Source organism: Phaeobacter sp. CC-HEC084 (assembly GCF_059429255.1).
Map to the genome: position 1 here is coordinate 176,005 of NZ_JCAIJQ010000004.1, position 26,072 is coordinate 202,076.

Below are 26,072 nucleotides of genomic sequence, written 5' to 3' on the forward strand. Positions count from 1 at the left end.
GAGCCGACGACTCCTGCTTTGAAACACGCACCGGGGACCGACCGGACGGGACGGTCTTCGGCATACCGCAAAAGGACTGAACACATGGCAAAGGCATTCGCGTCGCAAGGCGACATGACGGAAAAGAAGATCAGCTTCACCGAAGTGGGCGAGGGCCTTTATGCCTTCACCGCCGAGGGCGATCCAAACTCGGGCGTGATCATCGGCGATGACTCGGTGATGATCGTCGAGGCGCAGGCCACCCCGCGTCTGGCGAACAAGGTGATCGAATGCGTGCGTTCAGTGACGGACAAGCCGATCACCCATGTCGCGCTGACCCACTATCACGCGGTGCGGGTTCTGGGCGCCTCCGCCTTTGGTGCGCAGCAGATCATCATGGGCGATGCTGCCCGCGCCATGGTCGTTGAACGCGGACAGGAAGACTGGGACAGCGAATTCCAGCGCTTCCCGCGCCTATTCGAAGGTCACGAAAGCATCCCGGGCCTGACCTATCCCACCACCACATTCTCGGAAGACATGACCGTCTATCTGGGCAACCGCCGCGTCGACCTGATGCACCTGGGCCGCGCCCATACCGCAGGCGACATCGTGATCCACGTGCCGGATCAGAACGTCATGTTCACTGGCGATATCGTGGAATACCACTCAGCCTGCTATTGCGGCGACGGTCACTTCAGCGACTGGGGTGATACGCTGGATGCGATCAAATCCTTTGACGTCGACGCCATCGCGCCGGGTCGCGGGGATGCGCTGGTCGGCAAGGAAATGGTCAACGCGGCCATCGAGAACACCCGCGACTTCGTCGAAAGCACCTATCGCCCCGCCGCCCGCGTGGCTGCCCGCAACGGCACCCTGAAAGAGGCCTGGGACGCGGTGCGCGAAGAGTGCGATCCCAAGTTTAAAGACTACGCGATCTACGAGCACTGCCTGCCCTTCAACGTCGCCCGCGCCTATGACGAGGCCCGCGGTATCGACACCCCCCGCATCTGGACCGCCCAGCGCGATCTGGAAATGTGGGACGCCCTGCAGGGGTAAGCGGCATTCCGCAATCGCTCCAGTGGAGCGATTGGGCTGCGAACGGGCGGAGCCCCGGGTTCCATCCAACCTGTGGAGCGGTTTGATCCAGATCGTACCGCCCCGCACAAAGACATGAGACGATGACAACAGCCCCCCGGCCAACACCATGGCCGGGAACCGGAGAAGCTGTGCCAAGCGGCACCCTTTGGGAGGACACCAGATGAACAAGATCTTTGAAGTGCCCCTGTACCCGTATGAACGTCATGCGGATCAGGACGCCCCGGCGCCGGTGAGGCGCAAGGTGGTGATCATTGGCGCAGGCCCGGTCGGCCTTGCCGCAGCCATCGACCTGGCCCAGCAGGGCATCGAGGCGCTGATCCTGGATGACAATGACAAGGTCAGCTTCGGCTCGCGCGCGATCTGTTTCGCCAAACGGCCGCTGGAGATCCTCGACCGGTTGGGCTGCGGTCAGCCGATGGTGGACAAGGGCGTGCAGTGGAACATCGGCAAGGTCTTTTTCGATGATCGTCAGGTCTATGAATTCAACCTGCTGCCGGAGGAAGGCCACAAGCGCCCGGCCTTCATCAACCTGCAACAGTATTACTTCGAAGAATACCTGGTGAACCGTGTCAAGGAATTGCAGGCCGAAGGCGCCCCGATCGAGATCCGTGGCCGCAACAAGGTCTCCGCCATCGGCACCCACCCCGATCACGTGACGCTGGAAATCGATACGCCCGAAGGGTCTTACAATATCGAGGCAGACTGGCTGATCGCCTGCGATGGCGCCGGCTCTCCGACCCGGCAGATGCTGGGGCTCGATTTCGTGGGCCGCGTGTTCGAGGACAACTTCCTGATCGCCGATGTGGTGATGGAGGCCGACTTTCCCACCGAACGCTGGTTCTGGTTCGACCCGCCCTTCAACAAAGGCCAGTCGGCACTCTTGCACAAACAGCCTGATGGCGTCTGGCGCATCGACCTGCAGCTGGGCTGGGACATCGACAAGGAGCGCGAGAAACGCCCCGAGAACGTCATTCCCCGCCTCAAGGAAATGCTGGGCGAAGATGTGAAATTCGAACTGGAATGGGTGTCGATCTATACCTTCCAGTGCCGCCGCATGGAGAACTTCCGCCATGGCCGCGTGTTGTTTGCGGGCGATGCAGCGCATCAGGTCTCTCCCTTCGGGGCGCGCGGTGCGAACTCGGGTCTGCAGGACACCGATAACCTGTGCTGGAAGCTGAAACTGGTGATGGAGGGCAAGGCTCCCGAAAGCCTGCTCGATAGCTACGATCAGGAACGGGTCTATGGCGCCGACGAGAATATCCTGAACTCCAGCCGCTCCACCGATTTCATCACCCCGAAATCGGAAATGTCCCGCGTGCTGCGCGATGCGGTTCTGGACCTCAGCGAACATTTCGAATTCGCCCGCCCGCTGGTGAACTCGGGCCGCCTGTCGGTGCCTTGTACCTATGACGGATCGCACCTGAATTCCGCCGATGCGCTGCCCAATGGGCCGGAGCGCACCCGCCCCGGATCGCCCTGCCCCGATGCGCCCCTTGGCGATGAGTTCCTGCTGCCGAAACTGGCGGACAAGTTCACTCTGCTGACCATCGACGCCGAGGCCCCCGATATGATCGAGGAAGACGGCATCGAAGTCACCCGGCTGGCGCTGTCGGTCAAGGACGACCGCACCCTGGCCCTGAAGGAACGTTACCTCGGCGACAATGCCAGCGGCGTCTACCTGATCCGCCCGGATCAGCACGTGGCCGCCCGCCGCCCCTCCTATGACGACAACCAGTTCCGCGCCGCCATCCGCCGCGCCGTGGGCAAGGAGTAACACGGATGTCCGACCAACTGATCCTGACCCCGAACATCGACGGCGCCGACGATTTCTACGCCGATCTTCTGGCCGCACACGAGGGCCTTTCCAAGGCCGACAGCGACGCGCTCAATGCGCGGCTGGTGCTGGTCCTGTCCAACCACATTGGGAAACGCGCGATCCTGAAACAGGCGCTGGCTGCCGCCGCGCTTCAGCCTTCGGAGGAGAGCAAGTGAAAATCGAGAAAATCCACCACGTCGCCTATCGGTGCAAGGACGCCAAGGAAACGGTGGAGTGGTACAACAAGATGCTGAAGATGGACTTTGTTCTGGCCATTGCCGAGGATCACGTCCCGTCCACGCATGAACCCGACCCTTACATGCATGTCTTCATGGATGCGGGCGACGGCAATGTCCTGGCGTTCTTCGAACTGCCCACCAAGCCCGAGATGGGCCGCGATCCGAACACCCCGGAATGGGTGCAGCACATCGCCTTCAAGGTGAAGGACCGCGACACGCTGATCGAATTCAAGGACCATCTTGAGGCCAACGGTGTCGAGGTGCTGGGTGTGACGGATCATTCGATCTTCCACTCGATCTATTTCTTCGACCCGAACGGCCACCGGGTGGAACTGGCCTGCCCAGATCCCAAGGAAGAGGCGCTGCTGGAAAAACTGGACGCCGTGAAATGGGAGATGCTGGAGGAATGGTCAAAGACCAAGAAGGCGCCCAAACACGCAGACTGGCTGCACGCCAAGGAACTGAGTAACGTCTGAACAACAGACCGAAACACAAAGACCGCATCCGGGGATCCCGGGTGCGGTTTCATATCAGGCAGGCACAAGAGGGAGAGACTGATGACGGATGTGGTGCTTTTTGATTACTGGCGGTCGTCGGCCAGCTACCGGCTGCGCATCGCGCTGAACCTTGCCGGGATCGAATACCAGTCCATCCCCGTCGATCTGGTAAAGGGAGAGCAACGCAGCCCCGAACATCTGGCGCGCAACCCGCAGGGCTTTGTGCCGGTGCTGGAGATCGACGGGCTGCGGCTGACGCAATCCTTGGCGATCCTGGATTATCTGGACCAGACCCGTGATCTGAACCTTCTCCCGAAAGCCCCGGCAGAGCGGGCCAAGGCGCAGGCACTGGCGCAATCCATCGCGGTGGACCTGCATCCGGTGTGCAATCTGGCTGTCGCCCGCCATGCCACGCAGCTCGGCGGCGGGCGCGAGGATATGCCCAAGGCCTGGATGCAGCATTTCATCCGCCCCGGATTGCAGGCGTTCGAGGCGCTGCTGGCGGGGTTTGAACAGGCCCCCTATTGCACTGGTGATGCGCCGGGGCTGGCTGATATCTGCCTGATGCCGCAGATCTACAATGCCCGCCGCTGGGAGGTAGATATCTCCGACATGCCACGCCTTTTGGCGGTTGAGGAAGCCTGCGCCCAGCATCCGGCCTTTGCTGCTGCCCATCCGGATGCGGTGCAACCCACCGCTTGACCCCGCCCCACCGCTTCCCCTTACTGTCGGCAACAACAACGGGGAGCGCAGAATGAGCAAACACGGATATGACAGCGGGCGGCTGAACCTGCCTTTCGTCGGCATCTGCACCTTTGGCAAATACCCTTACGTGGAAGACTGGGACGCCATCGATGCGGATGCGGCCGTTCTGGGCGCACCCTTTGATTTCGGTGCCCAGTGGCGGTCGGGCGCACGCATGGGGCCGCGCGCCATCCGCGAAGCCTCGACCCTGTTCAGCTTTGGTCATGCGGGCGCCTATGATTTCGAGGATGACGTCACCTATCTGGACCCGGCCAAGGTGACCATCGTAGACATTGGCGATGCGGATATCATTCATACCGATACCCTGCAGAGCCACGCCAATATCGAATACGGCGTGCGTAAGATCCTGAAGGCCGGTGCCCTGCCGGTGGTGCTGGGCGGCGATCACTCGGTGAATATCCCCTGCATCAACGCCTTTGACGATCAGGAGCCGATCCACGTGGTGCAGATCGACGCGCATCTCGATTTCGTCGACGAACGTCACGGGGTACGCTATGGCCATGGCAACCCGATGCGCCGCGCCGCTGAAAAACCCTATGTCACCGGGCTGACCCAGATCGGCATCCGCAACGTCTCCTCCACCGCCAAGGACGGCTATGATGCCGCCCGCTCAATGGGGTCGGACATCCAGTCGGTCCGCCATGTGCGCAAGATGGGCACCGAGGCGCTGATCAACCGCATCCCGCAAGGAGAGCGCTATTATCTGACGGTAGATATCGACGCCTTCGACCCCTCAATCGCACCGGGCACCGGCACTCCCAGCCACGGCGGGTTTCTCTATTACGAGGTGTTGGAGATCATCGACGCGCTGGCGCAGCGGGGCGATATCGTCGGGCTTGATCTGGTGGAGGTGGCGCCGGATTATGATACCACCGGCTGCACATCCATTTTGGCGGCGCAACTGCTGATGAACACCATCGGGCGCATCCTGCACCACCGCGATTGAACCTGCTGCGGCGGCTTTATTCTGCGGCGCTTTTGAGGCTGGCCATCAGAGTGTGGAACTTCTCGCCCTGCACCGCGACGTGATCGCGCAGGGCTTCGGCAGCGGCTTCGCCGTCGCCCCGGACCAGCGCCTGCACCACGGCCTTGTGTTCATCCATGGACTGCGCCAAACGCCCGCGAAACCGCAGCTGCTGGCGGCGAAAGGGCTTCAGGCGTTTGTGCAACTTGCAGGCTTCCTGCTCCAGAAACCCATTGCCGGATTCGCGGTAGAGGATGCGGTGGAAACGCTCGTTCTCCACGTAATAGGCATCCGAATCTTGTGCATCGACCGCTGCTTGGCATTTAGCATTGGCATCGTTCAGCTCATCCAGCGCCTGATCCGAAATCCGCTTGGCTGCCAGCCGTCCGCAGACCGCTTCCAGCTCGGCCATGACTTCGAACATTTCCATCAGTTCAACCGGGCCGGGCTGACGTACAAAGGCGCCGCGTCGCGGGATCAGCTGTACCAGACCAGAAAGGGCAAGCCGCTGAAATGCCTCACGAAGCGGCGTGCGTGAAACGCCGAACTGTTCGGCCAGGCGCACCTCGTCCAAGCGGTCGCCATCCGCAAAAGTGCCGTCAAAGATCAGCTCTTCCAGCTCTTCAGCGATACTATCTGCACGACGTTGCCCCATGGATTTTCAGTAGCACTCCGGTTTTGAAAATTCAACATGACTATTCTTGTATACAAAAATATTGACTTGAAAAACACCTGATGTTTACGTTCGGGCATCTCCAGCCATCAAAGGTTGGAATTTCTGGGAGGAAAAAATGAAAACCATGCTGAAAGCTGCGGTCGCTGCCGCGGCGCTCTTGTCGTCGGCCGCGCTGGCCAATGCCACCGAACTGCGCCTGTCGCACCAGTGGTCGAACAAGGACATCCGCCACAAGGTCGCGCAGATCGTCGCCGATGAGGTGGCCGCCGCCGATGTCGATCTGGACATCAAGATCTTCGGCTCCAAATCGCTGTTCAAACCGCGCGAGCAGTATAAACCGCTCAGCCGCGGCCAGCTGGACATGACCGTTCTACCGCTCAGCTATGCTGGCGGCCAGCAGCCCGCCTATAACCTGACGCTGATGCCCGGCCTGGTGAAGAACCACGACCACGCCGCGCGGCTCAGCAACTCGCCCTTCATGGAAGCGCTTGAGGCCAAGATGGCCGACGACGACGTGATGGTTCTGGTGCACGGCTATCTGGCCGGCGGTTTCGCAGGCAAGGACAAGTGCATCACCAAACCCTCCGACATCGAAGGACTGCAGACCCGCGCGGCCGGCAAAGCCTTCGAACAGATGTTGGCTGGGGCCGGTGCCTCCATCGCCTCGATGGCGTCCTCGGAAATCTACAACGCCATGCAAACCGGCGTTCTGCAGGCCGCTAATACCTCGTCCTCGTCCTTCGTGTCCTACCGGATCTACGAGCAGGTCAGCTGCTACACCCCGGCGGGCGACGTAGCCCTGTGGTTCATGTATCAGCCTCTGCTGATGAACAAGAGCACCTTTGAGGGTCTGAGCGAAGCACAGCAAAACGCGCTGCTGGCCGCTGCCGAAAAGGCCGAAGCCTATTACCTGGAAGAAGCCAAGAAACAGGACGCCGCCTCGGCCAAGGTCTTTGCCGACGCCGGTGTGGAAATCGCCCAGATGAGCGCCGATGACTTCGACGCATGGCGCAAGCTGGCCATGGAAACCTCCTACAAGAAATTCGTGGATGAGGTTTCGGACGGTCAGGCGCTTCTCGATTTGGCGCTCGCAGTCGAGTGATAACACCCGGCGGGGTGGCCTGAAGCTGCCCCGCCTTTTTTGAATTTCTCAGAACTTCAGGAGGCGGGAATGGCAGGACAAAGTGCGGCCACGATCGCAAAAACCGGGAACAATCCGTTCCTGCGGGCCGTTGCGGGCCTGTCCACACTTGCCGGCTGGTGCGCGGCTGCCATGATCATGGCAGCGGTTGCGATTACCTGCCAGATGATCGTGATCCGGTTTGTGCTGAATGGATCCACCGTCTGGCAGACCGAGGCGGTGATCTATCTGGTCATCTCGGCTACCCTGATCGGCCTACCCTATGTGCAGCGGCTGCGCGGCCATGTGAACGTCGATCTGATCCCGATTTCGTTGCCGCCGCGCGCGCGGTTTGGGCTGGCGGTTCTGACCTCACTCCTGTCGATCAGCATCATGGCGATAATGCTGTGGTACGGCTTTGAGTACTGGCATTTCGCCTGGGATCGCGGCTGGCGCTCGGACACCGTATGGGGCGTGCGCCTGTGGATCCCCTATCTGGCCATTCCCGTCGGGTTTGCCCTGTTCCTGCTGCAACTGATTGCTGACTTCGTGGCGCTACTGACTGGCGCCGACAAACCCTTTGGCCTGGATCTCTGACCTATGGACCCACTTGTTCTTGGGGGCATCGTTGCCCTCTCCACCATCCTCGTGCTGTTTTCCGGCGTCTCGGTCGCCCTGGGGCTGCTGATCGTTTCGGCCGGTTTCTTGATGATCTTTGACGGGATGCGCAGCCTTGAGCTAATGCCGGAAATCCTGTTCGGGAAACTGGATAATTTCGCCCTGTTGTCGATCCCGATGTTTATCATCATGGGATCCTCTATCGCCTCGACCCGCGCCGGAGCGGATCTTTATGAGGCGCTGGAACGCTGGCTGACCCGCATTCCCGGCGGGCTGGTGATTTCAAACCTTGGCGCCTGCGCGCTGTTTGCTGCCATGTCGGGATCCTCGCCTGCAACCTGCGCTGCTATTGGCAAGATGGGCATCCCCGAGATGCGCAAACGCGGCTACCCGGATGGCGTGGCAGCAGGCTCCATCGCAGCCGGTGGCACGCTGGGTATCCTGATTCCGCCTTCGGTCACCATGATCGTCTATGGCATCGCCACCGAAACCTCGATCGGACGGCTGTTCCTTGCAGGGGTCATTCCCGGTTTCATGCTGGTAGGGCTGTTCATGGCCTGGTCGCTTTACTCCACCTGGCGGTCCGGCAACACCCAGCGCCTCAGCTCGGGTAGCTACACCTGGGCCGAGCGGTTCGAGATCCTGCCCCGCGTGGTGCCGTTCCTGCTGATCATCCTTGGCGTTCTTTATGCCATGTATGGCGGCATCGCGACGCCTTCGGAAACCGCCGCCGTCGGAGCGCTGTTGTGTCTGCTGATTGCGATGGTGATCTACAAGCTGTGGAACCCGCGCGATCTCTGGGTGGTGCTGCGCGACAGCACCAAGGAATCGGTGATGATTCTCTTCATCATCGCCGCCGCCGGGGTGTTCTCCTACATGCTCAGCTCGCTCTTCATCACCCAGTCGATTGCCGAATGGATCGGTACGCTGGATGTGAACCGCTGGGTGCTGATGGGGGCGGTTAACGTCTTCCTGCTGATCGCGGGCTTCTTCCTGCCGCCCGTCGCGGTGATCTTGATGGCCGCGCCGATCCTGCTGCCGATCATCACCACCGCCGGTTTCGATCCGATCTGGTTTGCCGTGGTGCTGACCATCAATATGGAGATCGGCCTGATCTCTCCGCCGGTGGGTCTGAACCTTTACGTCATCAACGGCATCGCGCCGGACATTTCGCTGAAGACCATCCTCACCGGCTCGCTGCCCTTCGTGGCCTGCATGGTGCTGGCAATCGTGCTTCTGTGTCTGTTCCCGGGTCTGGCGACCTGGCTGCCCAACCTTGTGATGGGAGGTGCAATGTGACCCTTCTCGCAGATCTCCTCTCCACCGTCTTTGAACGCCGCTACCGCTGGTCGGGCGCGGCGGGACAGGACAACCGGCCCATCGCCGAACTGGCCGAAGATCTGGTTGGATCGGCAGGCGAGACGTCTGAGCTGATGCTGGCGCGCGAGGTGATTTCGGGGTTCGAGCAACTGGAGGACGCGGACAAACTGGCGTTCTTCTCCCATATCGCCACCAAGCTGAACATTGATCCCGAGGCGGTGCGCAGCGGGTTGGATGCCTATGAGCAAAGCCCGTCAAAAGAGACCTACCGCGCCTTCATGGCGGCCGTCGAACCCAGGCGGCAGGAGTTGATCCGCCGCCTGAACCGGGTGCCGGGCGCCACCGGTGCGCTGGTGCGGATGCGCGCGGATCTGTTGCGCCTTGGGCGGGGCATTCCCGAACTTGAAGCACTGGATCAGGATTTCCGGCATCTCTTTGCCTCCTGGTTCAACCGAGGTTTTCTGGTGCTGCGCCCGATCAACTGGCAAAGCCCGGCGAACATCTTGGAGAAGATCATCGCCTACGAGGCCGTGCACGCCATTCACAGCTGGGACGATCTGCGCCGCAGGCTGCAACCGGCGGACCGGCGCTGTTTTGCCTTTTTCCACCCTGCGATGCCGGATGAGCCGCTGATCTTTGTCGAGGTGGCGCTGACCAAGGGCACACCGGGATCCATTCAGGCGCTTTTGGCCGAGGATCGCACCCCCATGACCGCAGATGAGGCCGACACGGCGGTGTTCTATTCGATCTCAAACTGTCAGGCGGGGCTGGCGAGCATTTCCTTTGGCAACTCCCTGATCAAACAGGTGGCTGCTGATCTGGCGGCTGAACTGGCAGGGCTCAAAACCTTTGTTACCCTCTCCCCCATTCCGGGGCTTGCGGGCTGGATCGAGCAGGAGGGTCTGGATTGGGCTCCCTCCGACCCGGACCGGATGAAATCGGACGCGGCCCATTATCTGCTTAACGCCAAAGGGCGCGGTGGCCTGCCCTTTGATCCCGTCGCACGGTTTCATCTGGGCAACGGCGCCATTGTCCATGCGGTGCACGCCGATGCGGATACCTCGGACAAGGGGCGTGCCCAGTCCGGCGGCGCGATGGTCAACTACCTGTATGACCTGAAGAAAGTTGCCCAGAACCACGAACAATTCGCCACCACCCAAAAGGTGGCCGCAACGGCAGAGGTGCGCGCCCTCGCCGCCGCATCAAAGCTGCAAAAAACAGAAGAAAGTTAGCCCATGGCAAATCCTCTTTATGACGGGCTGTTTGGTGCCCATGCCGGAAAATCCACCCCGTTTCTGTATTTGCCCGACGGGCAGGTGGTCAGCCATCAGGCATTTCTTGAGATGGCCGCGCAGATCGCCCATGTCCTGACCGGCAAAGGGCTGCAACCCGGCGACCGCGTTGCCGTTCAGGTGGAAAAATCCCCGGAGGCGCTGGCCCTATATGCGGCCTGTGCGCAGGCCGGTCTGGTGTTCCTGCCGCTCAACACGGCTTATACGGCGGATGAGCTGTCCTATTTCATCGAAAACAGCGGCGCCTCGGTCGTGGTCTGCGATACCGGGAAGGAAGCGACCGTCGCCCCCATCACCAAACCTCTCGGCGCGGCGCTGGAAACCCTGAATGCAGATGGCTCTGGCACCCTGATGGACCAGGCGGCGGCGATGCCGACTTCCTACGACACGGTCGACAGGGAAGGCGAGGATCTGGCGGCCTTCCTTTATACCTCTGGCACCACGGGGCGTTCCAAAGGGGCGATGCTGACGCAGAACAACCTGTTGTCGAACGCGGAAACGCTGGCGGCCGAGTGGCGGTTCACCCCGGATGATGTGCTGCTGCACGCGCTGCCGATCTTTCATACCCACGGGCTGTTTGTCGCCAGCAATGTGACGCTGCTGGCGGGTGGCGCGATGATCTTCCTGCCGAAATTCGACCTTGATGCGGTGATCGAGAACCTGCCGCGCGCGACCACGATGATGGGGGTGCCGACCTTCTATACCCGGCTTCTGGGAGATGCGCGGTTCACCGGAGATCTGACCCGGCATATGCGGCTGTTCGTGTCCGGCTCCGCGCCCTTGCTGGCGGAGACCCACGTGCAATTCGAAGAACGCACCGGCCACCGTATTCTTGAACGCTATGGCATGACTGAAACCAACATGAACACCTCCAACCCTTACGAGGGCGAGCGCCGCGCGGGCACCGTCGGCTTCCCACTGCCGGGGGTGGAGCTGAAGATCACCGATCCGGCGTCGGGCGACACCCTGCCCGCAGGCGAGGTCGGCCAAATCGAGGTGCGCGGTCCCAACGTCTTCAAGGGCTACTGGCAAATGCCAGAGAAGACAGCAGCCGAATTGCGCAGCGATGGGTTCTTCATCACCGGGGATCTCGGGATGGTGGACGCGGATGGCTATGTCCATATCGTCGGCCGCAACAAGGACCTGATCATCTCGGGCGGATACAACATCTACCCCAAGGAAATCGAACTGGTGCTGGATGAACAGCCCGGCGTGCTGGAAAGCGCGGTGATCGGCGTACCGCACCCGGATTTCGGCGAAACCGTGCTGGGCGTTCTGGTTCCGGCGCCGGGCGAAACCCCCGACACGGATGCGATCATGGACGCGGTGCGTGACGTTCTGGCCCGGTTCAAACACCCGCGCAAACTGGTGGTGCTGGATGAGTTGCCCCGAAATACCATGGGCAAGGTGCAGAAAAACATCCTGAGAGAGCAGTACCAGGACACCTTCAAGGCTTCCTGACGCCACGGAAGATGACCCGGATATGCGCCCCAATCTTGCGGGGTTGGCGGGCAGAATCAGATCTTTTGCAACGCACCCCGGCCGCCCCAACGGCGCCGGGGTGTTGTCCTTTTTGACGATCTCAGATGGCGCTTTTCAACAGAAAATAACGGCTCCCGGGCCTGCTCACGACATCGTCAGCCCTGCCTCAGCCGCAGATTTTGGCACATAAAATTCTAAAAACTTCAATCATATACCACCGCCGCAAGGCCGGTTGGCAGTGAAAGATTATTAATTGGGCAGACTATGTCTGTCTTGACGAAATGTTCACCTGAACGCAAAGTGAATTCATATGAGCGTTACAAAGACAGAATAATGCGCCTCATGTGAGTGATTGAACTCATACGGAATCAATAACGGGGAATTGCTGCGGACAGGACTGATCTGCCGTGGCCTCAGGAGATGAACATGAAACTCAAATCCATTCTTTCGGCGACCACTGCATTTGCCATGGTCGGCACCACCGCATTCGCCGAGAAGGCCGAAGTGCAGTTCTGGCACGCCATGGGCGGTCAGCTGGGCGAAATCGTCGACAAATTCGCATCCGAATACAACGCCGGTTCGGACAGCTGCCACATCAACGCTGTCTACAAAGGCAACTACACCGAGAACATGACCGCCGCCATCGCCGCCTTCCGCGCCGGTGAGCAGCCGCACGTTGTGCAGGTCTTCGAAGTTGGCACCGCCACCATGATGGCCGCCGGTGACAAGGGCGCGATCTACCCGGTCTACAAGCTGATGGAAGACGCAGGCGTCGATTTTGATCCCTCTGCCTACCTGCCTGCCGTGATCTCCTACTACACCGACACCGACAACAACCTGCTGTCGCTGCCGTTTAACTCCTCCACCCCGGTTCTGTGGTACAACAAGACCGCGCTGGACGCTGCCGGTGTTGACGTACCCACCACCTGGGACGAAGTCGAAGAGGCCGCACGCGCCCTGAAGGCAAACGGCGTTGAAAAGCCCTTCTCCTTTGGCTGGCAGTCCTGGTCGAACATCGAAAACTACTCGGCATGGCACAACCTGCCCATGGGTACCGAGGAAAACGGCTTTGCCTCGTTGAAAACCGAGTTCAGCTTCAACAACGACGCGGTTGTGAACCACATCCAGCGTATCGCCGACATGGGCAAAGAAGGCCTGTTCGCATACGGCGGCCGTCGCGGTGACAGCCGTGGTCAGTTCGTGAACGGCGAAACCGCGCTGTGGATCAACTCCTCGGCCTATTACGGTGGCTTCAAGAAAGACATCACCGATTTCGAATTCGGCCAGACCATGCTGCCGGTTGACACCGCAGTGGCGGACAAGCCGCAGAACTCGATCATCGGCGGTGCAACCCTGTGGGTTCTGAACGGTCACGAGCAGGCGGAATACAGCTGTGTGGCCGACTTCTTCCAGTTCGTTTCTGCCCCCGAGCAGCAGGCCTACTGGCACCAGAACACCGGTTATGTTCCGATCACCACCGCGGCCTACGATCTGTCCAAGGAACAGGGTTTCTATGAATCCGATCCGCTGACCGACACCGCGATCAAGCAGCTGTCCCTGAACGCACCGACACCGGCCTCCAAAGGCGTCCGTTTCGGTAACTTCGTGCAGGTGCGTGACATCATCAATGAAGAGCTGGAAGCCGTGTGGGCAGGCGACAAAGACGCCAAGACCGCCCTGGACGAAGCTGTAGAGCGCGGCAATGCCCTGCTGCGCAAGTTTGAAAAAGCCAACGACTGATCATCCCCACATGTTGGCTATAGGGAGGTCCCTGGCGGGGCCTCCCCTTTTTGAAAAAGACCACCCCAAAGGTTCCTGCCCGTGCAAAAGCGTGTCGTCTTCCGCTCCCGGTTGCTGCCATACCTGCTGGTACTGCCGCAAATCGCGATCACCATCGCCTTCTTCTTCTGGCCCTCCTATCAGGCGCTTGAAAGTTCATTCTTCATCGAAGACGCCTTTGGGTTTTCCCGTGAATGGGTCTGGCTGGACAACTATTACGAACTGTTCAGCGATCCCGGCTATCTGAAGTCCTTCCGCACGACGCTGCTGTTCGGTTTCTCGGTTGCCTTCCTCGCCATGGCCATCTCCCTGATCCTGGCGGTTGCCGCCAACCGGGTGATCAAGGCCGCGACCGGATACCGGACCCTGCTGATCTGGCCCTATGCCGTCGCGCCCGCCCTTGCCGGTGTGATCTGGTACTTCCTGATGAACCCCTCGCTTGGCATCGTTGCCTACTGGCTGAAAGGGATCGGGATCGAATGGAACCACTATGTGAACGGTGATCAGGCCCTGTTGCTCGTCGTGGTGGCCGCCGCGTGGAAACAGGTCAGCTACAACTTCCTGTTCTTCCTTGCCGGGCTGCAAAGCATCCCCAAGTCCCTGATCGAGGCAGCCGCCATCGACCGGGCCGGGCCGGTGCGCCGCTTCTGGTCGATCACCTTCCCGCTTTTGACGCCCACCACCTTCTTCCTGCTGGTCGTCAACCTCGTCTATGCCTTCTTTGACACCTTCGCCCTGATCCACGCCACCACCGAAGGTGGCCCTGCAGACGCCACCTCGATCCTGGTGTTCCGCGTCTACAACACTGGCTTTATTGGTCAGGACTACGGCTCCTCGGCTGCTCAGTCGGTGATCCTGATGGGCATGGTGATCCTGATGACCTTCATCCAATTCCGTTACGTCGAGCGCAAGGTGCAATACTGATGGTCGAAAATCGCCCCATTCTGACGTTCTTTACCCATGCCATCCTGATCGTCGGCGTCCTGTTCCTGTGCTTTCCTGTCTGGATGGCGCTGGTTGCCTCGACCCACGGTCCCGGCGCACTGTCGCAATCGCCGATCCCGCTGTGGTTCGGGGATCAGGCCTGGGAAAACTATTCCCAGCTTCTGGCCGGTGGCCTGCCCGAGGCCGGCGGTGTGCCAATCGGCATGATGATGTTCAACAGCCTGATCATGGCGCTGGTCATAACCTTCGGTAAGATCTTCATCTCGATCCTGTCGGCCTATGCCATCGTCTATTTCCGCTTCCCCTTCCGCATGGGCTTTTTCTGGATGATCTTCGTCACCCTGATGCTGCCCGTCGAAGTGCGGATCCTGCCCACATTCGATGTAGTGGTGAAGATGGGTCTTCTGAACACCTATGCAGGTCTGACCGTTCCGCTGATTGCCTCGGCCACGGCCACCTTCCTGTTCCGCCAGTTCTTCCTGACCATCCCGGATGAGCTGGTCGAGGCCGCCCGCATCGACCGCGCAGGGCCGATCCGGTTCTTCAAGGATATCCTCTTGCCGCTGTCGCGCACAAATATCGCGGCGCTCTTCATCATTCTCTTCATCTACGGCTGGAACCAGTATCTCTGGCCGCTTCTGATCACCACCGACGAAAGCCTCTACACCGTCGTCATGGGCATCCAGCGCATGGTCAACTCGGGCGAGTCGCTGCCAGTCTGGCACTACATCATGGGCACCGCCGTCCTTGCCATGATCCCTCCGGTTCTGGTCGTCGTTCTAATGCAAAAGCTCTTTGTCAAAGGGCTGGTCGAAAGCGAGAAATAAATGGCTACTCTCAACATCAAATCCCTGGGCAAGACCTATCCCGGCGGCGTCACTGCCGTATCCGATGTGAACGCGGATATTGCCGACGGAGAGTTCATCGTGCTGGTCGGCCCGTCGGGCTGCGGCAAGTCCACCATCCTGCGGATGATTGCGGGCCTGGAAAGCATCACCGCAGGTGATCTGAGCATCGGTGAGCGCCGTGTGAACGATCTGGAACCGGGTGAGCGTGACATCGCCATGGTGTTCCAGAACTACGCGCTTTATCCACATATGTCGGTGCGCGGCAACATGGAGTACGGCCTCAAGAACGAAGGCCTGCCGAAGGACCAGATCGCCGAGCGCATCGCCGAGGCCGCCCGCACCCTGCGGCTTGAGGAATACCTCGACCGCAAACCGGCGCAGCTCTCGGGTGGTCAGCGCCAGCGGGTCGCCATGGGCCGCGCCATCGTGCGCGATCCCAAGGTGTTCCTGTTCGACGAACCGCTGTCGAACCTCGATGCCAAGCTGCGCACCCAGCTGCGCGCCGAGCTGAAGGCCCTGCACCAGCGCCTTGGCGCCACCTTCATCTACGTGACCCACGATCAGGTCGAAGCCATGAGCCTTGCGGACAGGATCATCATCATGAACGCAGGCAAGGTGGAACAGATTGGCACGCCGATGGATCTCTACCTGCGTCCTGCCAGCCGGTTTGTTGCCGATTTCATCGGCAGCCCCGCGATGAACGTGGTCGAAGGCACCGTCACCGAGGATCGCCGCAGCCTGCTGGTTGATGGCAGCCGCGACATCCGCTTTGCAGATGAGATCCCCACAATGGCAGGCGCCAAGATCGCCATGGGCATCCGCCCCGAGCATCTGTCGCTTGATGCCTCGGGCGCGGCGCAGTTCCATCTGGAAGTCGATTTCGTCGAACAGCTGGGCGCAGATACCGTGGTCCACGGCAAGGTCTCCGGCACCTCGGTCCCGCTGGCCGTGCGCCTGCCCGGCGTGCAGCAGCATGACAGCGGCGAGACGCTGGAACTGGGCTGTGGCGCCGATCAGCTACACCTGTTCGATCTGGCCTCTGGCAAACGACTGGCCTGAGGACGGATCATGCAGTTGCCCAAGATATTCGGACATCGCGGCACCCCGGATGTTCTGCCCGAAAACTCCCTCGAGGGGTTCGCACATACCATCGCCTCCGGTGCAGATGGGATCGAGCTGGACGTGCTTCTGACTCGCGATGGCGTGCCCGTCGTCACCCACAATCACCGTCTTCTGGCCGACACCACCCGCGACAGCGCGGGTGTGTTCCTGTCAGAGGAAGGCCCGGCCATCGGCGCGCTGACCTACGAGGAGCTCTGCGCCTTTGACGTGGGCGGTATTCGTCCGGGTTCGGAGTACGCGAAGAAGCACCCGCAGCAGCAGGACCTGCCCGGCGCCCGTGTGCCCCGCCTGTCCGAGGTGCTGGATCTGGTGGCCAAGGCCGACCGTCCCGTCGATGTTCTGGTCGAGCTGAAGCACGATGCCGAAGACGCATCAGAACCCGCGCCCGAGGATTTCGTGCGCGCTGCGGTCGATGTCATCACTGCCACGGGTACCGAGGACCATTGCCTGATCCATGCATTTGACTGGCAGATCCTGTCGGCGGCCAAACGCGTAGCGCCGCAGTTCCGCCGCTCGCACCTGTCGATGAGCCGCGAAATCCACGCCTCTGGCAACCTCTACGGCGGCTCGCCCTGGCTGGACGGCGCCCCTGCCGATCCAGAGGCGATGCTGCGCCATCTTGCCGACACCGGCGCAACCGTCTGGAGCCCGCTGTTCTGGGAATTGACGCCCGCCCATCGGGAGCTGGCCCGGAGCCTTGGCCTGCAGGTCATGGTCTGGACCATGCGCGGCGAAGAGGCGATCCGCAAAGGTCTGTTGGCGGATGTGGACGGGGTGATAACCGATGATCCCGCGCTGGCCGTGCGGCTACGCGACGAACTCCTTGCAGCAGAGGCCACGACAGAATGACCCCCGAAGCCGCCTTTGCCAGATACGAGGAAATCCGCGCCCATCTGCCCGTCAGCAATCACAAGGGAAAGGCGCTGCCGGTATCGGGCATTGACCAGGTGATGGATCAGACCGACGCCTTCGTCTTTGACGCCTATGGGGTGCTCAACGTTGGCGACAGCCCAATCCCCGGCGCGCACGAACGCGTGCAGCAGCTGCGCGATGCGGGCAAGGCGCTCTTGGTTCTGACCAATGCAGCCAGCTTTACCCGTGCCCAGACCGAAGAGAAATTTGCCCGCCTCGGCTTTGACTTTGCCGCGGAAGAGATCATTTCCAGCCGCGAGGTCTGCGAGACCTGCCTGACCGACATCGCCCCGGACGGCACCTGGGGCGTGATGGCGCCAGCCGGGTTTGAAGCTTCCGAACTGCCGGTGGCCGCCGTGGCGCTGGGGAATTCACCCGACACATACGATGCCGCAGATGCCTTCCTGCTGCTCAGCACCTCGGACTGGACCGAGGCGCAACAGGGCATGCTGCACGACAGCTTGGCGCGCAATCCCCGCCCACTTGTGGTGGCAAACCCGGATCTGGTCGCCCCGCGCGAAACCGGGCTGACACTGGAGCCGGGGTGCTACGCCGTCGCCCTGCGCGATCAGCTGGGCATTTCGCCAGTATTTCATGGCAAGCCTTTCCCGTCAGTCTATGCCGCAGCGCAGGCTCGACTTGGTGACATAGCGCCGCAGAGGATCACCATGGTTGGCGACACCCTGCACACCGATGTGTTAGGGGCGCAGGCGCAGGGCTGGAACACCGCCCTGATCACAGCGCACGGGCTGTTCGCCGGTCACGATGTCACCGGCTACATCGCGCGCAGCGGAATTGTCCCGGACTGGATTGCGCCGTCGATCTGATCCAACAGTGGAAGACCTCGGACGGCGGCAACAGGAACGGAAGCCCGGATGAGCGACCTCAACGACCGTCAACGTCAGATCATGGAGCAGCTGCGCGCTTCAGGACAGCAATCCATCAATGAGCTGGCTGCTGAATTCGGTGTCGCCACCCAGACCATCCGCCGCGATATCAACGATCTGTGCGATCAGGGGCTGGCGCGGCGGGTGCATGGCGGCGTGGCGCCGCCGTCCAATCCGCTGAACCTGAACTTTCACGCCCGCGCCACGCTGAACGAGGACCGCAAACGCGCCATCGCCAATGCGGCAGCGGCGCTGATCCCCGAAGGCTCGACCGTGCTTCTAGGCATTGGCACCACGGTTCAATATGTGGCCGAGGCACTGACCCAGACGCCCGACATCACCATCGTTACCAACAATCTGGAAGTCGCCCGGCTGATGTGCAACGCGCCCTCCTGCGATGTGCATGTGGTGGCCGGGCAGCTGCGCCCCGAGGACCGCGATCTGGTTGGTGCGCAGGCATTGGAGGGTTACCGGCGCTTCGTGGCCGATTTCGGCGTAATCGGCGCCGGGGCGCTGGATCCCGAGTATGGCATCCTCGATTTCAAACACTTCGATGCCGAGGTCAGCAACGCCATCCGAGCCAGCGCGCGGCGGATGCTACTGGTGGCCGATCACACGAAATGGAGCCGCTCTGCCGCCCACCGCGTTGCGGGGTTCGATGCGATGGATCATTTCATCACCGACCGTCTGCCCGAGGACGTCGATTGGTCCGGCCCGCCCGTGACGCTGGCCAGCGGGACGGGTCACAGCCGCCTAAGTTGACCAAAACGGACAGCGACAAGCCGGAGAAGCCTGCCGGCGAAACATGCAGGGCCGCCCTACCGGGATCGCAGATTTCAGAACGGGTTCAGAGCATCGGGCCAGCGCCGGGGATGTTCGGTAATCAACAGCAGCACGTCCGCCCCCGTCAGCGTCTTGCGCGCATCCTCGATCATGCGCAGGTTCAGCTTGTCGATGTCTGATGCTGACATAGGACGGCGAGGATCGTAGTAGACAGTCACCAGGAACGTACGGCCAAGTTTGGTCACCGACATGTCCTGCAATTCGCCGCCATCCTCGGCGATCGCGGACCGCAGGCTGCGCCGGGCGGTTGCGACATACTCCGGCCGCGCGCTCGCGCCGACCAATTCGCCCAGCCCACCCCGGAATTCACGCACATAGGAACCGATGGCCAGCAGACAGAGCAAGAGTACAATCACTGAGTCGCCAACCGGCGCAACCGGTGCCAGCGGGCCATCCCGGAACATATAGATGGCGCCCAGACCGGCACCCGCAGCAGCCGTGATCAGCCCGTCAAACATCGCGGCCTTTGCCTCAAGCCGCAGGATCGCGCTGCGCTTCCCCGTTCGGCGCCAGGTAAAATGATGGAAGCCCCACAGGATCGCGCAGACCAGCCCGATCCCTGCAAAGTAGATGATCATGGGGGCAAAATTCAGCGGCTCAGGCGTCATCCCACTGAGGTAGTTGTAAACGTTCTTGATCGCATTCGTGATGGCGAACAGGACCAGTCCCAGCAAGGACAGCGACCGGAAGGTTGAGAAGATCGCCTCGTCCGCAGCATAGCCATAGGGGCGGGCCTTGTCGGGGCCTGCATCAATGCGGCGGCTGATCCGCCGTCCAAGAAGCGCGGAGCCGAATCCGATCAGGGAAAACAGACCATCCATCATGATCGCGTTGGAGTTCGATAGCACACCCGCCACCAACCCTGCTGCGGCCATGAACAGGTTGCCCCACATGGCCACGCCCAGCGAACGGCTTTCAAGGCGCTTTGTGTTGTCACCGTTCTGCGTAGCCATATCGCGCTTTCCCAATGTGACACTCGTTTCGCTGCATCCATATCCTGCCATCAAATGTCTGCCAACACCCGCAAGGCATGCCTGACTTACGCACAACAATAGAAAAAGGCGGCCCCGCAGAGCCGCCTTTTCATTTTCGCTTCGGACCAAGGTCAGTCGCCACTGCCCTCGCCGCTCAGCGTGCTGGGGGCAAAGACATTGCCAAACCCGGAGTTGTTGCTGTCCTCCGCCTCGGGCGCCTTGCTTTCTTCCTCCTCAGTCTCGCCATCCCCGGTCAGGGTGTTGGGGCTGAACACCCCGCCAAAGCCGGAGTTGTTACCAGAGGGCGCTGTCTGAGGCTCCGGCGCGGTTTCGGCCTCTTCTGCCGCCTTGCGGGCGGCTTCCTCGGCACGGCGCTGACGCAACTCCTGAATGCGCAGTTCGGTCTCGATGCGCTTTTGCTCCTGCACATCGGCAATACATTGCGCGGGGCTGTAGACCGTGGCGGTGCCGACAACGACAACCGTAGCGCAGGCCAGAACCACCAGCACCACCGCCGCCCAGTTCGAGCTGAGAAAACCCGGAACGCGGAACTTGCCGCTTTCCAGCTCTTCCACCGTAGCGTCCTTGCGGGCCGTGGCCACCAGTTCCTTGCGGCGGATGTTCGCCTCGTTGAACAGCGCGGCAAAGACGGTCAGCACCACGATGATAAAGGCCAGGGCCGAGATCGCAGGCGTAATGCCATAGCGCACCTTCTGGGCCAGTTCGATGGTCAGCGTCGGATATTCGCCAAAGGTGAAGGTGGTGGTGTTGTAGTTCTCGAAACTGGCGAGAAAGGCCAGAACCGCAGCCGAGGCAATCGCCGGTTTCATGAACGGGAGCAGCACCTTGCGGAAGGCCTGCGCATGGGTGGCGCCAAGGTCCAGCGCCGCCTCGGTCAAGGCCGTGTCATAGCGTTGCAGCCGTGCCACCAGCACCAGCATGCAATAGCTGGCGATAAAGGTGGACTGACCGATCACCGTCAGGAACAGCCCGTTCGACAGGAAGCTGTCGGCGCCAAGACCCACCATACGGTTGATCCGGTCCCAGAACACCAGCGTCGAAATACCGATGACAACGCCGGGGATCAGGATCGGCGCGATGATAATGGTGTAGTATGTGGCGCGCAGCTTGGGCCAGATCTGGGTCAGCATCAGTGCCCCGGCAAGCCCCATCGCAACCGACAGTACCACCGTGCCCGCCCCCACCAGGATCGAGTTCTTGATCCCGTTGAGGATACGCTCGTCCTGAAACAGGGCCGAGAACCACTCGAAGGTCAGGCACTCCCAGGGCGTGGCCCGCGGGAATTCGGGGCTGTTGAAGGCGGTGACCGACATGATCACCAAGGGGCCCAGCAGATAGGCAAAGAAGATCGCCAGATAGATCCAGAGGCTGGCGCGCATCAAGGAGAAGGACTTCATTTGCCGATATCCCCCATGTTGACCTTGAACAGGCGCATGATCGCCAACACCAGCAGGATACAGGTCACCAGCAGCACCACCGCATAGGCCGCGCCCTGTGGCCAGTCGCTGTTGTCATTGAACTGCTGATAAATCAGCTGCGTGAACCAGAGCGACGATGGGCCACCCAGGATTTGCGGTGCCGCAAGCGCCCCGGCCGACAGCATGAAGACCATGGTACAGCCGGAGGAAATGCCCGGTTTGGCATAGGGGATGACCACGCGGCGATGGATCATCGGCCAGCTGGCCCCCATGTCCCGCGCCGCCTCGATCTGGTTGCGGTCAAGGCTTTCGATCACGTTGTAGATCGGAAAGATCATCAACAGGATGTAGGCATAGCCAAGCCCGGCATAGAGCGCGATATCGTTGCGAATGAAATCAAAGGGTGTGTCGAAAATCCCCAGCCCCACCAATGCGTTGTTCAGTACCCCGGTTTCGCCAAAGATGATGCGCAGAGCAAAGGCGCGCAGGATCTCATTGATCCAGTAGGGAATGATCAGCATCAGCGCAAAGATGCGGATGTGATTGCCCTTGGTCTGCGCCAGATAATAGGCAATCGGATAGCACAGGATCAGGTTGAACAGGGTCACGAATACGGCTGCGATCAGGGTCCGGTAGAACACCCGCAGATCGACTGCGTTATAGTCCTGACTGCCGCCCTCGGGGCCGTAGATCAGGTATTTGTAGTTCTCGACAGTATAGACATCCTTAGGTCCGCCGATTTCCGGCGGTGGCAGGTTGGGCCGGAACGAGAAGTCGAGCATCGACAGCTGCGGCAGGATGATGAGGCCCACGGTCCAGAACAGGACCAGACCCAGCATCAAAGACCCCATGCCGACGCCGTTGCGGTTGAAGAATTCCCTCAGAAAACGAGGCATCACGATCGCCTCCTATTCCGTGGCCAGTTCGCCAGCAGGCAAAGCCACGGCGTTCTGGACATCATATTGCAGGGTCATTGCCTCGCCCTTGTGGCTGTCAAAGGACTGGCCAAGGTTGGGCAGGGAGACCTTCAACTCCTTGCCGCCGTCGCCTTCCATGAAGATGTTGAAGACGTTGCCTTCAAATTCCTCGTTGGTGACGGTGGCGGTGACAAAGTGATCACCAGAGGCGCCCGCAGGCGCGAGGGCAAAGGCTTCGGGGCGGATGAACAGCATGGCATCGTCACCCGGCTGCATCTTGCCGTGATTGGCGGTGGAGATGCGGGCCAGCAGATCACCGGAGCGGTTGGTGCTGATCAGGGCCGTCTCGCCCGAGACCTGTTTCACCTTGCCGCGAAAGACGTTGTTTTCCCCGACAAAGGAGGCGGCAAAGGCAGTGGCGGGGTCGTTGTAAACCGATTTCCCATCGCCGATCTGGTCGATGACGCCAGCGCGCATCACCGCGATATTGTCGGACATGGTCAGGGCCTCGCCCTGATCGTGGGTGATATAGATGAAGGTGATGCCGACCCGCTTCTGGATCTCGCGCAGCTCGGTGCGCATGTGCTGGCGCAGTTTCAGGTCCAGCGCCGACAGCGGCTCATCGAGCAACAGAACGTCCGGCTCGGCGCACAGGGCGCGGGCAATGGCAACCCGCTGGCGCTGGCCGCCGGACAGTTCCGAGGGCAGCTTATCCCCCTGCCCCGGCAGCGCGATCATGTCCAAAAGCTCATCCGCGCGCTTGCGACGCTCGCGGGCGGAGGCGCCCTTGATCTCCATGGAGAAGGTGATGTTTTCCCAGACCTTCATCAGCGGAAACAGCGCCAGATTCTGAAAGATCAGCGCGGTGGGGCGTTTGTTGGGGCCGATCCCCTTCATGTCCTTGCCACCGATCAGCACCCGGCCATCACTGGGCTCCAAGAAGCCCGAGACCGCCCGCAGAATGGTGGTTTTGCCGCATCCCGACGGCCCGAGGAAGGAGAAGAAATCGCCCCCGTTGATGTTCACATTCGCGTCGCGCACCGCGACGAAATCCCCAAATCGGATCCAGAGGTTCTCAAGATCTACACCGACCCCAGCACTCATATGGCCTCTCCTCAGATTGCACCCCTCCGGTCCGGTGGCAGACCACCGGTCGGCGCAGGATGCACCCGTTCAATTGTCATTGCGTCTTGCGCCATCTGGCGCGCGGCTGGCCCCCCGGATGCACCGGGAGGCCAGTTTTATCAGGCGCGGATCAGGCGCTCTTGAACTTGTTGACGAACTCGGTGCGCACGTCGGCGTACCAGGGCGCCTCGGCCGGCCAGGGGTTGAGATTGGCCAGGCTGTCGCCGGGATAGGCTTCGGCGAAGTTCTTCTTGTAGGTGTCGCCCGAGTAGGCATCTGCGCCCAGAACCGGCGAGTTGTAACCATGGCTGTCGATGGCCACGCCCGCGGGCTCCTTGCGGTAGGCGAACTCGATGAAGGCATAGATCTGTTCGATGTTCTGCGCGCCAACCGGCATCGACATGCCATCGACCCATGCCATCGCACCTTCGACCGGCGCCTGGTAATGCACCGGTTCGCCCGCGGATTTCAGCGCCAGCGGCGGGCCGTCCCAGGTCTGACCAACCACGACGCCTTCGTTCAGCAGACCGTTCTTCTGGGTATCGGCATCGTTCCAGATCAGCTTGATCCGGTCCTTTCGCGCCACACACCAGTCGGTGATCTGGCCCCAGACCTTGCGCATGGTCTCTTCGTCTTCGTAGGCGGCCCAGACAGAACCCGGCTCCATCTCACCCGAAGCTTCCATGTACAGACCGGCGCCCAGCATCATCGAATGCGCGCGGCCCATGGTCTTGCCGGCGTTCTCTTCGCTCCAGACATCGCCATAGGAGGGCGCATCGCCCGCAGGCAGCCATTTGTCGGTACGGTAAGCGATACCTTCGGTGCCCCAGATATGCGGCAGCCAGTGCGAGCCCTTGCCGCCAAAGTTCCAGGCGTCGGTACCGATCTTGGCCATCGCCGGGTTCACCGCGTCGATGTTCACCTTGCTCATGTCAAAAGGTTGCAGCAACTCCAGCGGGCCCCACTGCAGCGAGCGGTTGTTGGTGGGCGATACGATGTCAAAGCCCTGCCCCTTGGTCGCCTTCATCTTGTTGATGATTTCCTCGTTCGAGCCGATACCGGTGTAATTCACCTTGATACCGGTTTCCGCCTCAAAGGCTTCGAGGAAGGAAGGCGGCAGATAATCCGACCACATCAGAATGTTGACTTCACCCGAAGAGGCCAGCGCGCTCTTGGAATAAAGCGGTGCGGCCAGCGCGGCTGCGCCTGCTGTCTTCAGCACGGAACGCCGGGTGACGGTGTGTTTTGCAGTCATTGTTTGGATACTCCCTATTGGATTATTGGTCGTGTTTTTATTTTCGTTGTCTCAAGTAACAAAAGCTTGCGGTTGGCCTGTCTCAGTCGACAGTGACAGTTTCAAAAATTGATAAGGCCAGAATGTCGCAGCGCGACGCCCAAATGGGTCCAGATTCGCCCAAAAGCCCCTGTTTATCTTGATCTTAATGCGCCGCATTGGAAATGTGGCCGCTAACACTTTGCGCGCCGCCCGGCGTTGCGTCAACGCCCATGCCCGAAGATTGAGCAGTCGGCGCGGCTTGATGCCCATCACAAAGACGTTCCGATCAGTGCAACGCCCCCCGCCATCAGAACAGCCGCTCCCAGACGGCGGATCCAGTTGCCCTCTTTCAGGAAAACGAATCCGATCAGCGCGGCAAAGATGACCGAGGTTTCACGCAGCGCCGAGACCGCCCCGAGGGGGGCGAAATTCTTGGCATAAAGAACCAGACCATAGGCTGTCATCGACACCAGACCGCCGCCGATCCCGATGATCCAGGTGCGCGGGCGCAGGGCTGCCAGAGTGTTCCGCTTGCGCAGCCCGATGAAACCGGCAACGAAGAGATGCAGAAAGGCGCCCCAGGCCCAGTAGCTGAGCGTATTGCCAGACAGGCGCACCCCCAGACCATCGGTCAGCGAATAGGCCGAAATACAAAACCCGGTACCAACGGCATAGCCAAGCGCCGCCCTCCCCACGCCGCTTTCGACACCCGAGCGCAGCGCCTGCCAGCTGCTGAGCTGGATGCCCAGGGCGATCAGCGCAATACCGCCCCAGGCCTGCAGCGGCAGCACCTCCCCAGCAAAAATCATCGCCCAAAGCGCCACCAGCGCCGGAACAATGCCCCGGGCGATGGGATAGACGACGCTCAGATCGCCATGGGCATAGGCCCGCCCAAGCATGTAGAAATAGCCAAAATGTATCAGCGTGGAGGCCAGCACGTAGGGCATGCTTTCCGGCGCGGGCAAGGGCAGGAGCACCACCATCGCCGCGCCGGGGATCACATGGCCCAGCGCCACCAGCCCGAGCATTGTGGTGCGGTCGGCGGCGGTTTTTACAATTGCGTTCCAGACCGCGTGCAGCATGGCGGCAGACAGGATGATCGATACGACGAATAGGGTCACGGCCGCAGGGCACCTTTC

25 protein-coding genes are annotated in these 26,072 nt (G+C 61.0%); 18 read left to right on the plus strand and 7 right to left on the minus strand.

Annotated features, from left to right (window positions below; all coding sequences use genetic code 11):
• The first annotated feature begins 84 nt into the window (after positions 1-84).
• From AC5SSZ_RS14825 to speB, 6 genes are all read left to right on the plus strand, one after another.
• Positions 85-1,035, plus strand: a complete 951-nt coding sequence (locus AC5SSZ_RS14825; RefSeq protein WP_065271579.1) for an MBL fold metallo-hydrolase — start codon at positions 85-87, stop codon at positions 1,033-1,035.
• A gap of 202 nt (positions 1,036-1,237) precedes the next feature.
• Positions 1,238-2,851, plus strand: a complete 1,614-nt coding sequence (locus tag AC5SSZ_RS14830) for an FAD-dependent oxidoreductase (RefSeq protein WP_495438553.1) — start codon at positions 1,238-1,240, stop codon at positions 2,849-2,851.
• A gap of 5 nt (positions 2,852-2,856) precedes the next feature.
• Complete coding sequence (locus tag AC5SSZ_RS14835) at positions 2,857-3,069, plus strand: DUF2783 domain-containing protein (protein WP_065271581.1); 213 nt, start codon at positions 2,857-2,859, stop codon at positions 3,067-3,069.
• A complete protein-coding gene (locus AC5SSZ_RS14840; protein WP_274833316.1) occupies positions 3,066-3,608 on the plus strand; it encodes a VOC family protein in 543 nt (180 codons plus the stop codon). Before AC5SSZ_RS14835 ends, AC5SSZ_RS14840 begins: the two co-directional genes overlap by 4 nt.
• Before the next feature lie 81 nt (positions 3,609-3,689).
• The gene (gene maiA, locus AC5SSZ_RS14845; protein WP_274838240.1) at positions 3,690-4,331 is read left to right on the plus strand and encodes a maleylacetoacetate isomerase; all 642 of its coding nucleotides are present in this window, start codon (positions 3,690-3,692) and stop codon (positions 4,329-4,331) included.
• Positions 4,332-4,383: 52 nt separating this feature from the next.
• Positions 4,384-5,340 carry an agmatinase gene (speB, locus tag AC5SSZ_RS14850; protein WP_274830335.1) on the plus strand — a complete coding sequence of 319 codons (957 nt, stop codon included), beginning with the start codon at positions 4,384-4,386 and terminating at the stop codon, positions 5,338-5,340.
• Positions 5,341-5,356: 16 nt separating this feature from the next.
• On the opposite strand, the gene AC5SSZ_RS14855 is transcribed toward speB, so the two are convergent.
• The gene (locus AC5SSZ_RS14855) at positions 5,357-6,013 is read right to left on the minus strand and encodes a GntR family transcriptional regulator (RefSeq protein WP_274838239.1); all 657 of its coding nucleotides are present in this window, start codon (positions 6,011-6,013) and stop codon (positions 5,357-5,359) included.
• A 136-nt stretch (positions 6,014-6,149) separates the two neighbouring features.
• Between AC5SSZ_RS14855 and dctP the strand changes: the two genes are divergently transcribed.
• The 12 genes from dctP to AC5SSZ_RS14915 all read left to right on the plus strand — a co-directional run bounded on the left by dctP (position 6,150) and on the right by AC5SSZ_RS14915 (position 19,121).
• Positions 6,150-7,136, plus strand: coding sequence for a TRAP transporter substrate-binding protein DctP (dctP, locus tag AC5SSZ_RS14860; protein WP_065271586.1), 987 nt, complete (start codon positions 6,150-6,152; stop codon positions 7,134-7,136).
• A gap of 69 nt (positions 7,137-7,205) precedes the next feature.
• Complete coding sequence (locus AC5SSZ_RS14865; protein ID WP_065271587.1) at positions 7,206-7,751, plus strand: TRAP transporter small permease; 546 nt, start codon at positions 7,206-7,208, stop codon at positions 7,749-7,751.
• A gap of 3 nt (positions 7,752-7,754) precedes the next feature.
• Positions 7,755-9,071, plus strand: coding sequence for a TRAP transporter large permease (locus AC5SSZ_RS14870; RefSeq protein WP_274830336.1), 1,317 nt, complete (start codon positions 7,755-7,757; stop codon positions 9,069-9,071).
• Positions 9,068-10,324: a malonyl-CoA decarboxylase gene (locus tag AC5SSZ_RS14875; protein WP_495438558.1), complete on the plus strand. Its 1,257-nt coding sequence runs from the start codon at positions 9,068-9,070 to the stop codon at positions 10,322-10,324. Before AC5SSZ_RS14870 ends, AC5SSZ_RS14875 begins: the two co-directional genes overlap by 4 nt.
• 3 nt (positions 10,325-10,327) lie before the next feature.
• Positions 10,328-11,845 (plus strand): malonate--CoA ligase, encoded by a 1,518-nt coding sequence (locus tag AC5SSZ_RS14880; RefSeq protein ID WP_495438559.1) that lies wholly within the window; start codon positions 10,328-10,330, stop codon positions 11,843-11,845.
• 447 nt (positions 11,846-12,292) lie between these two features.
• A complete protein-coding gene (gene ugpB / locus AC5SSZ_RS14885; RefSeq protein ID WP_065273600.1) occupies positions 12,293-13,606 on the plus strand; it encodes a sn-glycerol-3-phosphate ABC transporter substrate-binding protein UgpB in 1,314 nt (437 codons plus the stop codon).
• A gap of 81 nt (positions 13,607-13,687) precedes the next feature.
• The gene (ugpA, locus tag AC5SSZ_RS14890; protein WP_065271591.1) at positions 13,688-14,569 is read left to right on the plus strand and encodes a sn-glycerol-3-phosphate ABC transporter permease UgpA; all 882 of its coding nucleotides are present in this window, start codon (positions 13,688-13,690) and stop codon (positions 14,567-14,569) included.
• Positions 14,569-15,417, plus strand: a complete 849-nt coding sequence (gene ugpE / locus AC5SSZ_RS14895) for a sn-glycerol-3-phosphate ABC transporter permease UgpE (RefSeq protein WP_495438561.1) — start codon at positions 14,569-14,571, stop codon at positions 15,415-15,417. The genes ugpA and ugpE overlap by 1 nt, the downstream gene beginning before the upstream one ends.
• Entirely contained in the window at positions 15,418-16,497 is a 1,080-nt protein-coding gene (locus tag AC5SSZ_RS14900) for a sn-glycerol-3-phosphate import ATP-binding protein UgpC (RefSeq protein ID WP_065271593.1), read from the plus strand.
• A gap of 9 nt (positions 16,498-16,506) precedes the next feature.
• The gene (locus AC5SSZ_RS14905) at positions 16,507-17,409 is read left to right on the plus strand and encodes a glycerophosphodiester phosphodiesterase family protein (protein WP_495438563.1); all 903 of its coding nucleotides are present in this window, start codon (positions 16,507-16,509) and stop codon (positions 17,407-17,409) included.
• The gene (locus tag AC5SSZ_RS14910) at positions 17,406-18,299 is read left to right on the plus strand and encodes an HAD-IIA family hydrolase (RefSeq protein ID WP_495438565.1); all 894 of its coding nucleotides are present in this window, start codon (positions 17,406-17,408) and stop codon (positions 18,297-18,299) included. Before AC5SSZ_RS14905 ends, AC5SSZ_RS14910 begins: the two co-directional genes overlap by 4 nt.
• A gap of 48 nt (positions 18,300-18,347) precedes the next feature.
• Positions 18,348-19,121: a DeoR/GlpR family DNA-binding transcription regulator gene (locus tag AC5SSZ_RS14915; RefSeq protein ID WP_495438567.1), complete on the plus strand. Its 774-nt coding sequence runs from the start codon at positions 18,348-18,350 to the stop codon at positions 19,119-19,121.
• A 74-nt stretch (positions 19,122-19,195) separates the two neighbouring features.
• Here AC5SSZ_RS14915 and AC5SSZ_RS14920 read toward each other — a convergent pair whose 3' ends face one another.
• The 6 genes from AC5SSZ_RS14920 to AC5SSZ_RS14945 form a co-directional block, all read right to left on the minus strand.
• Positions 19,196-20,155, minus strand: coding sequence for a cation efflux transmembrane domain-containing protein (locus AC5SSZ_RS14920; RefSeq protein WP_495438569.1), 960 nt, complete (start codon positions 20,153-20,155; stop codon positions 19,196-19,198).
• A gap of 152 nt (positions 20,156-20,307) precedes the next feature.
• A complete protein-coding gene (locus AC5SSZ_RS14925) occupies positions 20,308-21,594 on the minus strand; it encodes an ABC transporter permease (protein ID WP_495438570.1) in 1,287 nt (428 codons plus the stop codon).
• Positions 21,591-22,511: an ABC transporter permease gene (locus AC5SSZ_RS14930; protein ID WP_065271599.1), complete on the minus strand. Its 921-nt coding sequence runs from the start codon at positions 22,509-22,511 to the stop codon at positions 21,591-21,593. Before AC5SSZ_RS14930 ends, AC5SSZ_RS14925 begins: the two co-directional genes overlap by 4 nt.
• Before the next feature lie 12 nt (positions 22,512-22,523).
• Positions 22,524-23,636 carry an ABC transporter ATP-binding protein gene (locus tag AC5SSZ_RS14935; protein ID WP_065271600.1) on the minus strand — a complete coding sequence of 371 codons (1,113 nt, stop codon included), beginning with the start codon at positions 23,634-23,636 and terminating at the stop codon, positions 22,524-22,526.
• Positions 23,637-23,787: 151 nt separating this feature from the next.
• On the minus strand, positions 23,788-24,912 hold the full coding sequence (locus AC5SSZ_RS14940; protein ID WP_065271601.1) for an extracellular solute-binding protein: 1,125 nt from the start codon (positions 24,910-24,912) through the stop codon (positions 23,788-23,790).
• 290 nt (positions 24,913-25,202) lie between these two features.
• Positions 25,203-26,054, minus strand: coding sequence for an EamA family transporter (locus AC5SSZ_RS14945; RefSeq protein WP_065271602.1), 852 nt, complete (start codon positions 26,052-26,054; stop codon positions 25,203-25,205).
• Between the last annotated feature and the right edge of the window lie 18 nt (positions 26,055-26,072).

Bases quoted from the DNA above. Each gene is read 5' to 3' on its own strand.
- AC5SSZ_RS14825 (WP_065271579.1), top strand. From the start codon at position 85: ATGGCAAAGGCATTCGCGTCGCAAGGCGACATGACGGAAAAGAAGATC.
- AC5SSZ_RS14830 (WP_495438553.1), top strand. From the start codon at position 1,238: ATGAACAAGATCTTTGAAGTGCCCCTGTACCCGTATGAACGTCATGCG.
- AC5SSZ_RS14835 (WP_065271581.1), top strand. From the start codon at position 2,857: ATGTCCGACCAACTGATCCTGACCCCGAACATCGACGGCGCCGACGAT.
- maiA (WP_274838240.1), top strand. From the start codon at position 3,690: ATGACGGATGTGGTGCTTTTTGATTACTGGCGGTCGTCGGCCAGCTAC.
- speB (WP_274830335.1), top strand. From the start codon at position 4,384: ATGAGCAAACACGGATATGACAGCGGGCGGCTGAACCTGCCTTTCGTC.
- AC5SSZ_RS14855 (WP_274838239.1), bottom strand. From the start codon at position 6,013: ATGGGGCAACGTCGTGCAGATAGTATCGCTGAAGAGCTGGAAGAGCTG.
- dctP (WP_065271586.1), top strand. From the start codon at position 6,150: ATGAAAACCATGCTGAAAGCTGCGGTCGCTGCCGCGGCGCTCTTGTCG.
- AC5SSZ_RS14865 (WP_065271587.1), top strand. From the start codon at position 7,206: ATGGCAGGACAAAGTGCGGCCACGATCGCAAAAACCGGGAACAATCCG.
- AC5SSZ_RS14870 (WP_274830336.1), top strand. From the start codon at position 7,755: ATGGACCCACTTGTTCTTGGGGGCATCGTTGCCCTCTCCACCATCCTC.
- AC5SSZ_RS14880 (WP_495438559.1), top strand. From the start codon at position 10,328: ATGGCAAATCCTCTTTATGACGGGCTGTTTGGTGCCCATGCCGGAAAA.
- ugpB (WP_065273600.1), top strand. From the start codon at position 12,293: ATGAAACTCAAATCCATTCTTTCGGCGACCACTGCATTTGCCATGGTC.
- ugpE (WP_495438561.1), top strand. From the start codon at position 14,569: ATGGTCGAAAATCGCCCCATTCTGACGTTCTTTACCCATGCCATCCTG.
- AC5SSZ_RS14900 (WP_065271593.1), top strand. From the start codon at position 15,418: ATGGCTACTCTCAACATCAAATCCCTGGGCAAGACCTATCCCGGCGGC.
- AC5SSZ_RS14905 (WP_495438563.1), top strand. From the start codon at position 16,507: ATGCAGTTGCCCAAGATATTCGGACATCGCGGCACCCCGGATGTTCTG.
- AC5SSZ_RS14910 (WP_495438565.1), top strand. From the start codon at position 17,406: ATGACCCCCGAAGCCGCCTTTGCCAGATACGAGGAAATCCGCGCCCAT.
- AC5SSZ_RS14915 (WP_495438567.1), top strand. From the start codon at position 18,348: ATGAGCGACCTCAACGACCGTCAACGTCAGATCATGGAGCAGCTGCGC.
- AC5SSZ_RS14920 (WP_495438569.1), bottom strand. From the start codon at position 20,155: ATGGCTACGCAGAACGGTGACAACACAAAGCGCCTTGAAAGCCGTTCG.
- AC5SSZ_RS14925 (WP_495438570.1), bottom strand. From the start codon at position 21,594: ATGAAGTCCTTCTCCTTGATGCGCGCCAGCCTCTGGATCTATCTGGCG.
- AC5SSZ_RS14930 (WP_065271599.1), bottom strand. From the start codon at position 22,511: ATGCCTCGTTTTCTGAGGGAATTCTTCAACCGCAACGGCGTCGGCATG.
- AC5SSZ_RS14935 (WP_065271600.1), bottom strand. From the start codon at position 23,636: ATGAGTGCTGGGGTCGGTGTAGATCTTGAGAACCTCTGGATCCGATTT.
- AC5SSZ_RS14940 (WP_065271601.1), bottom strand. From the start codon at position 24,912: ATGACTGCAAAACACACCGTCACCCGGCGTTCCGTGCTGAAGACAGCA.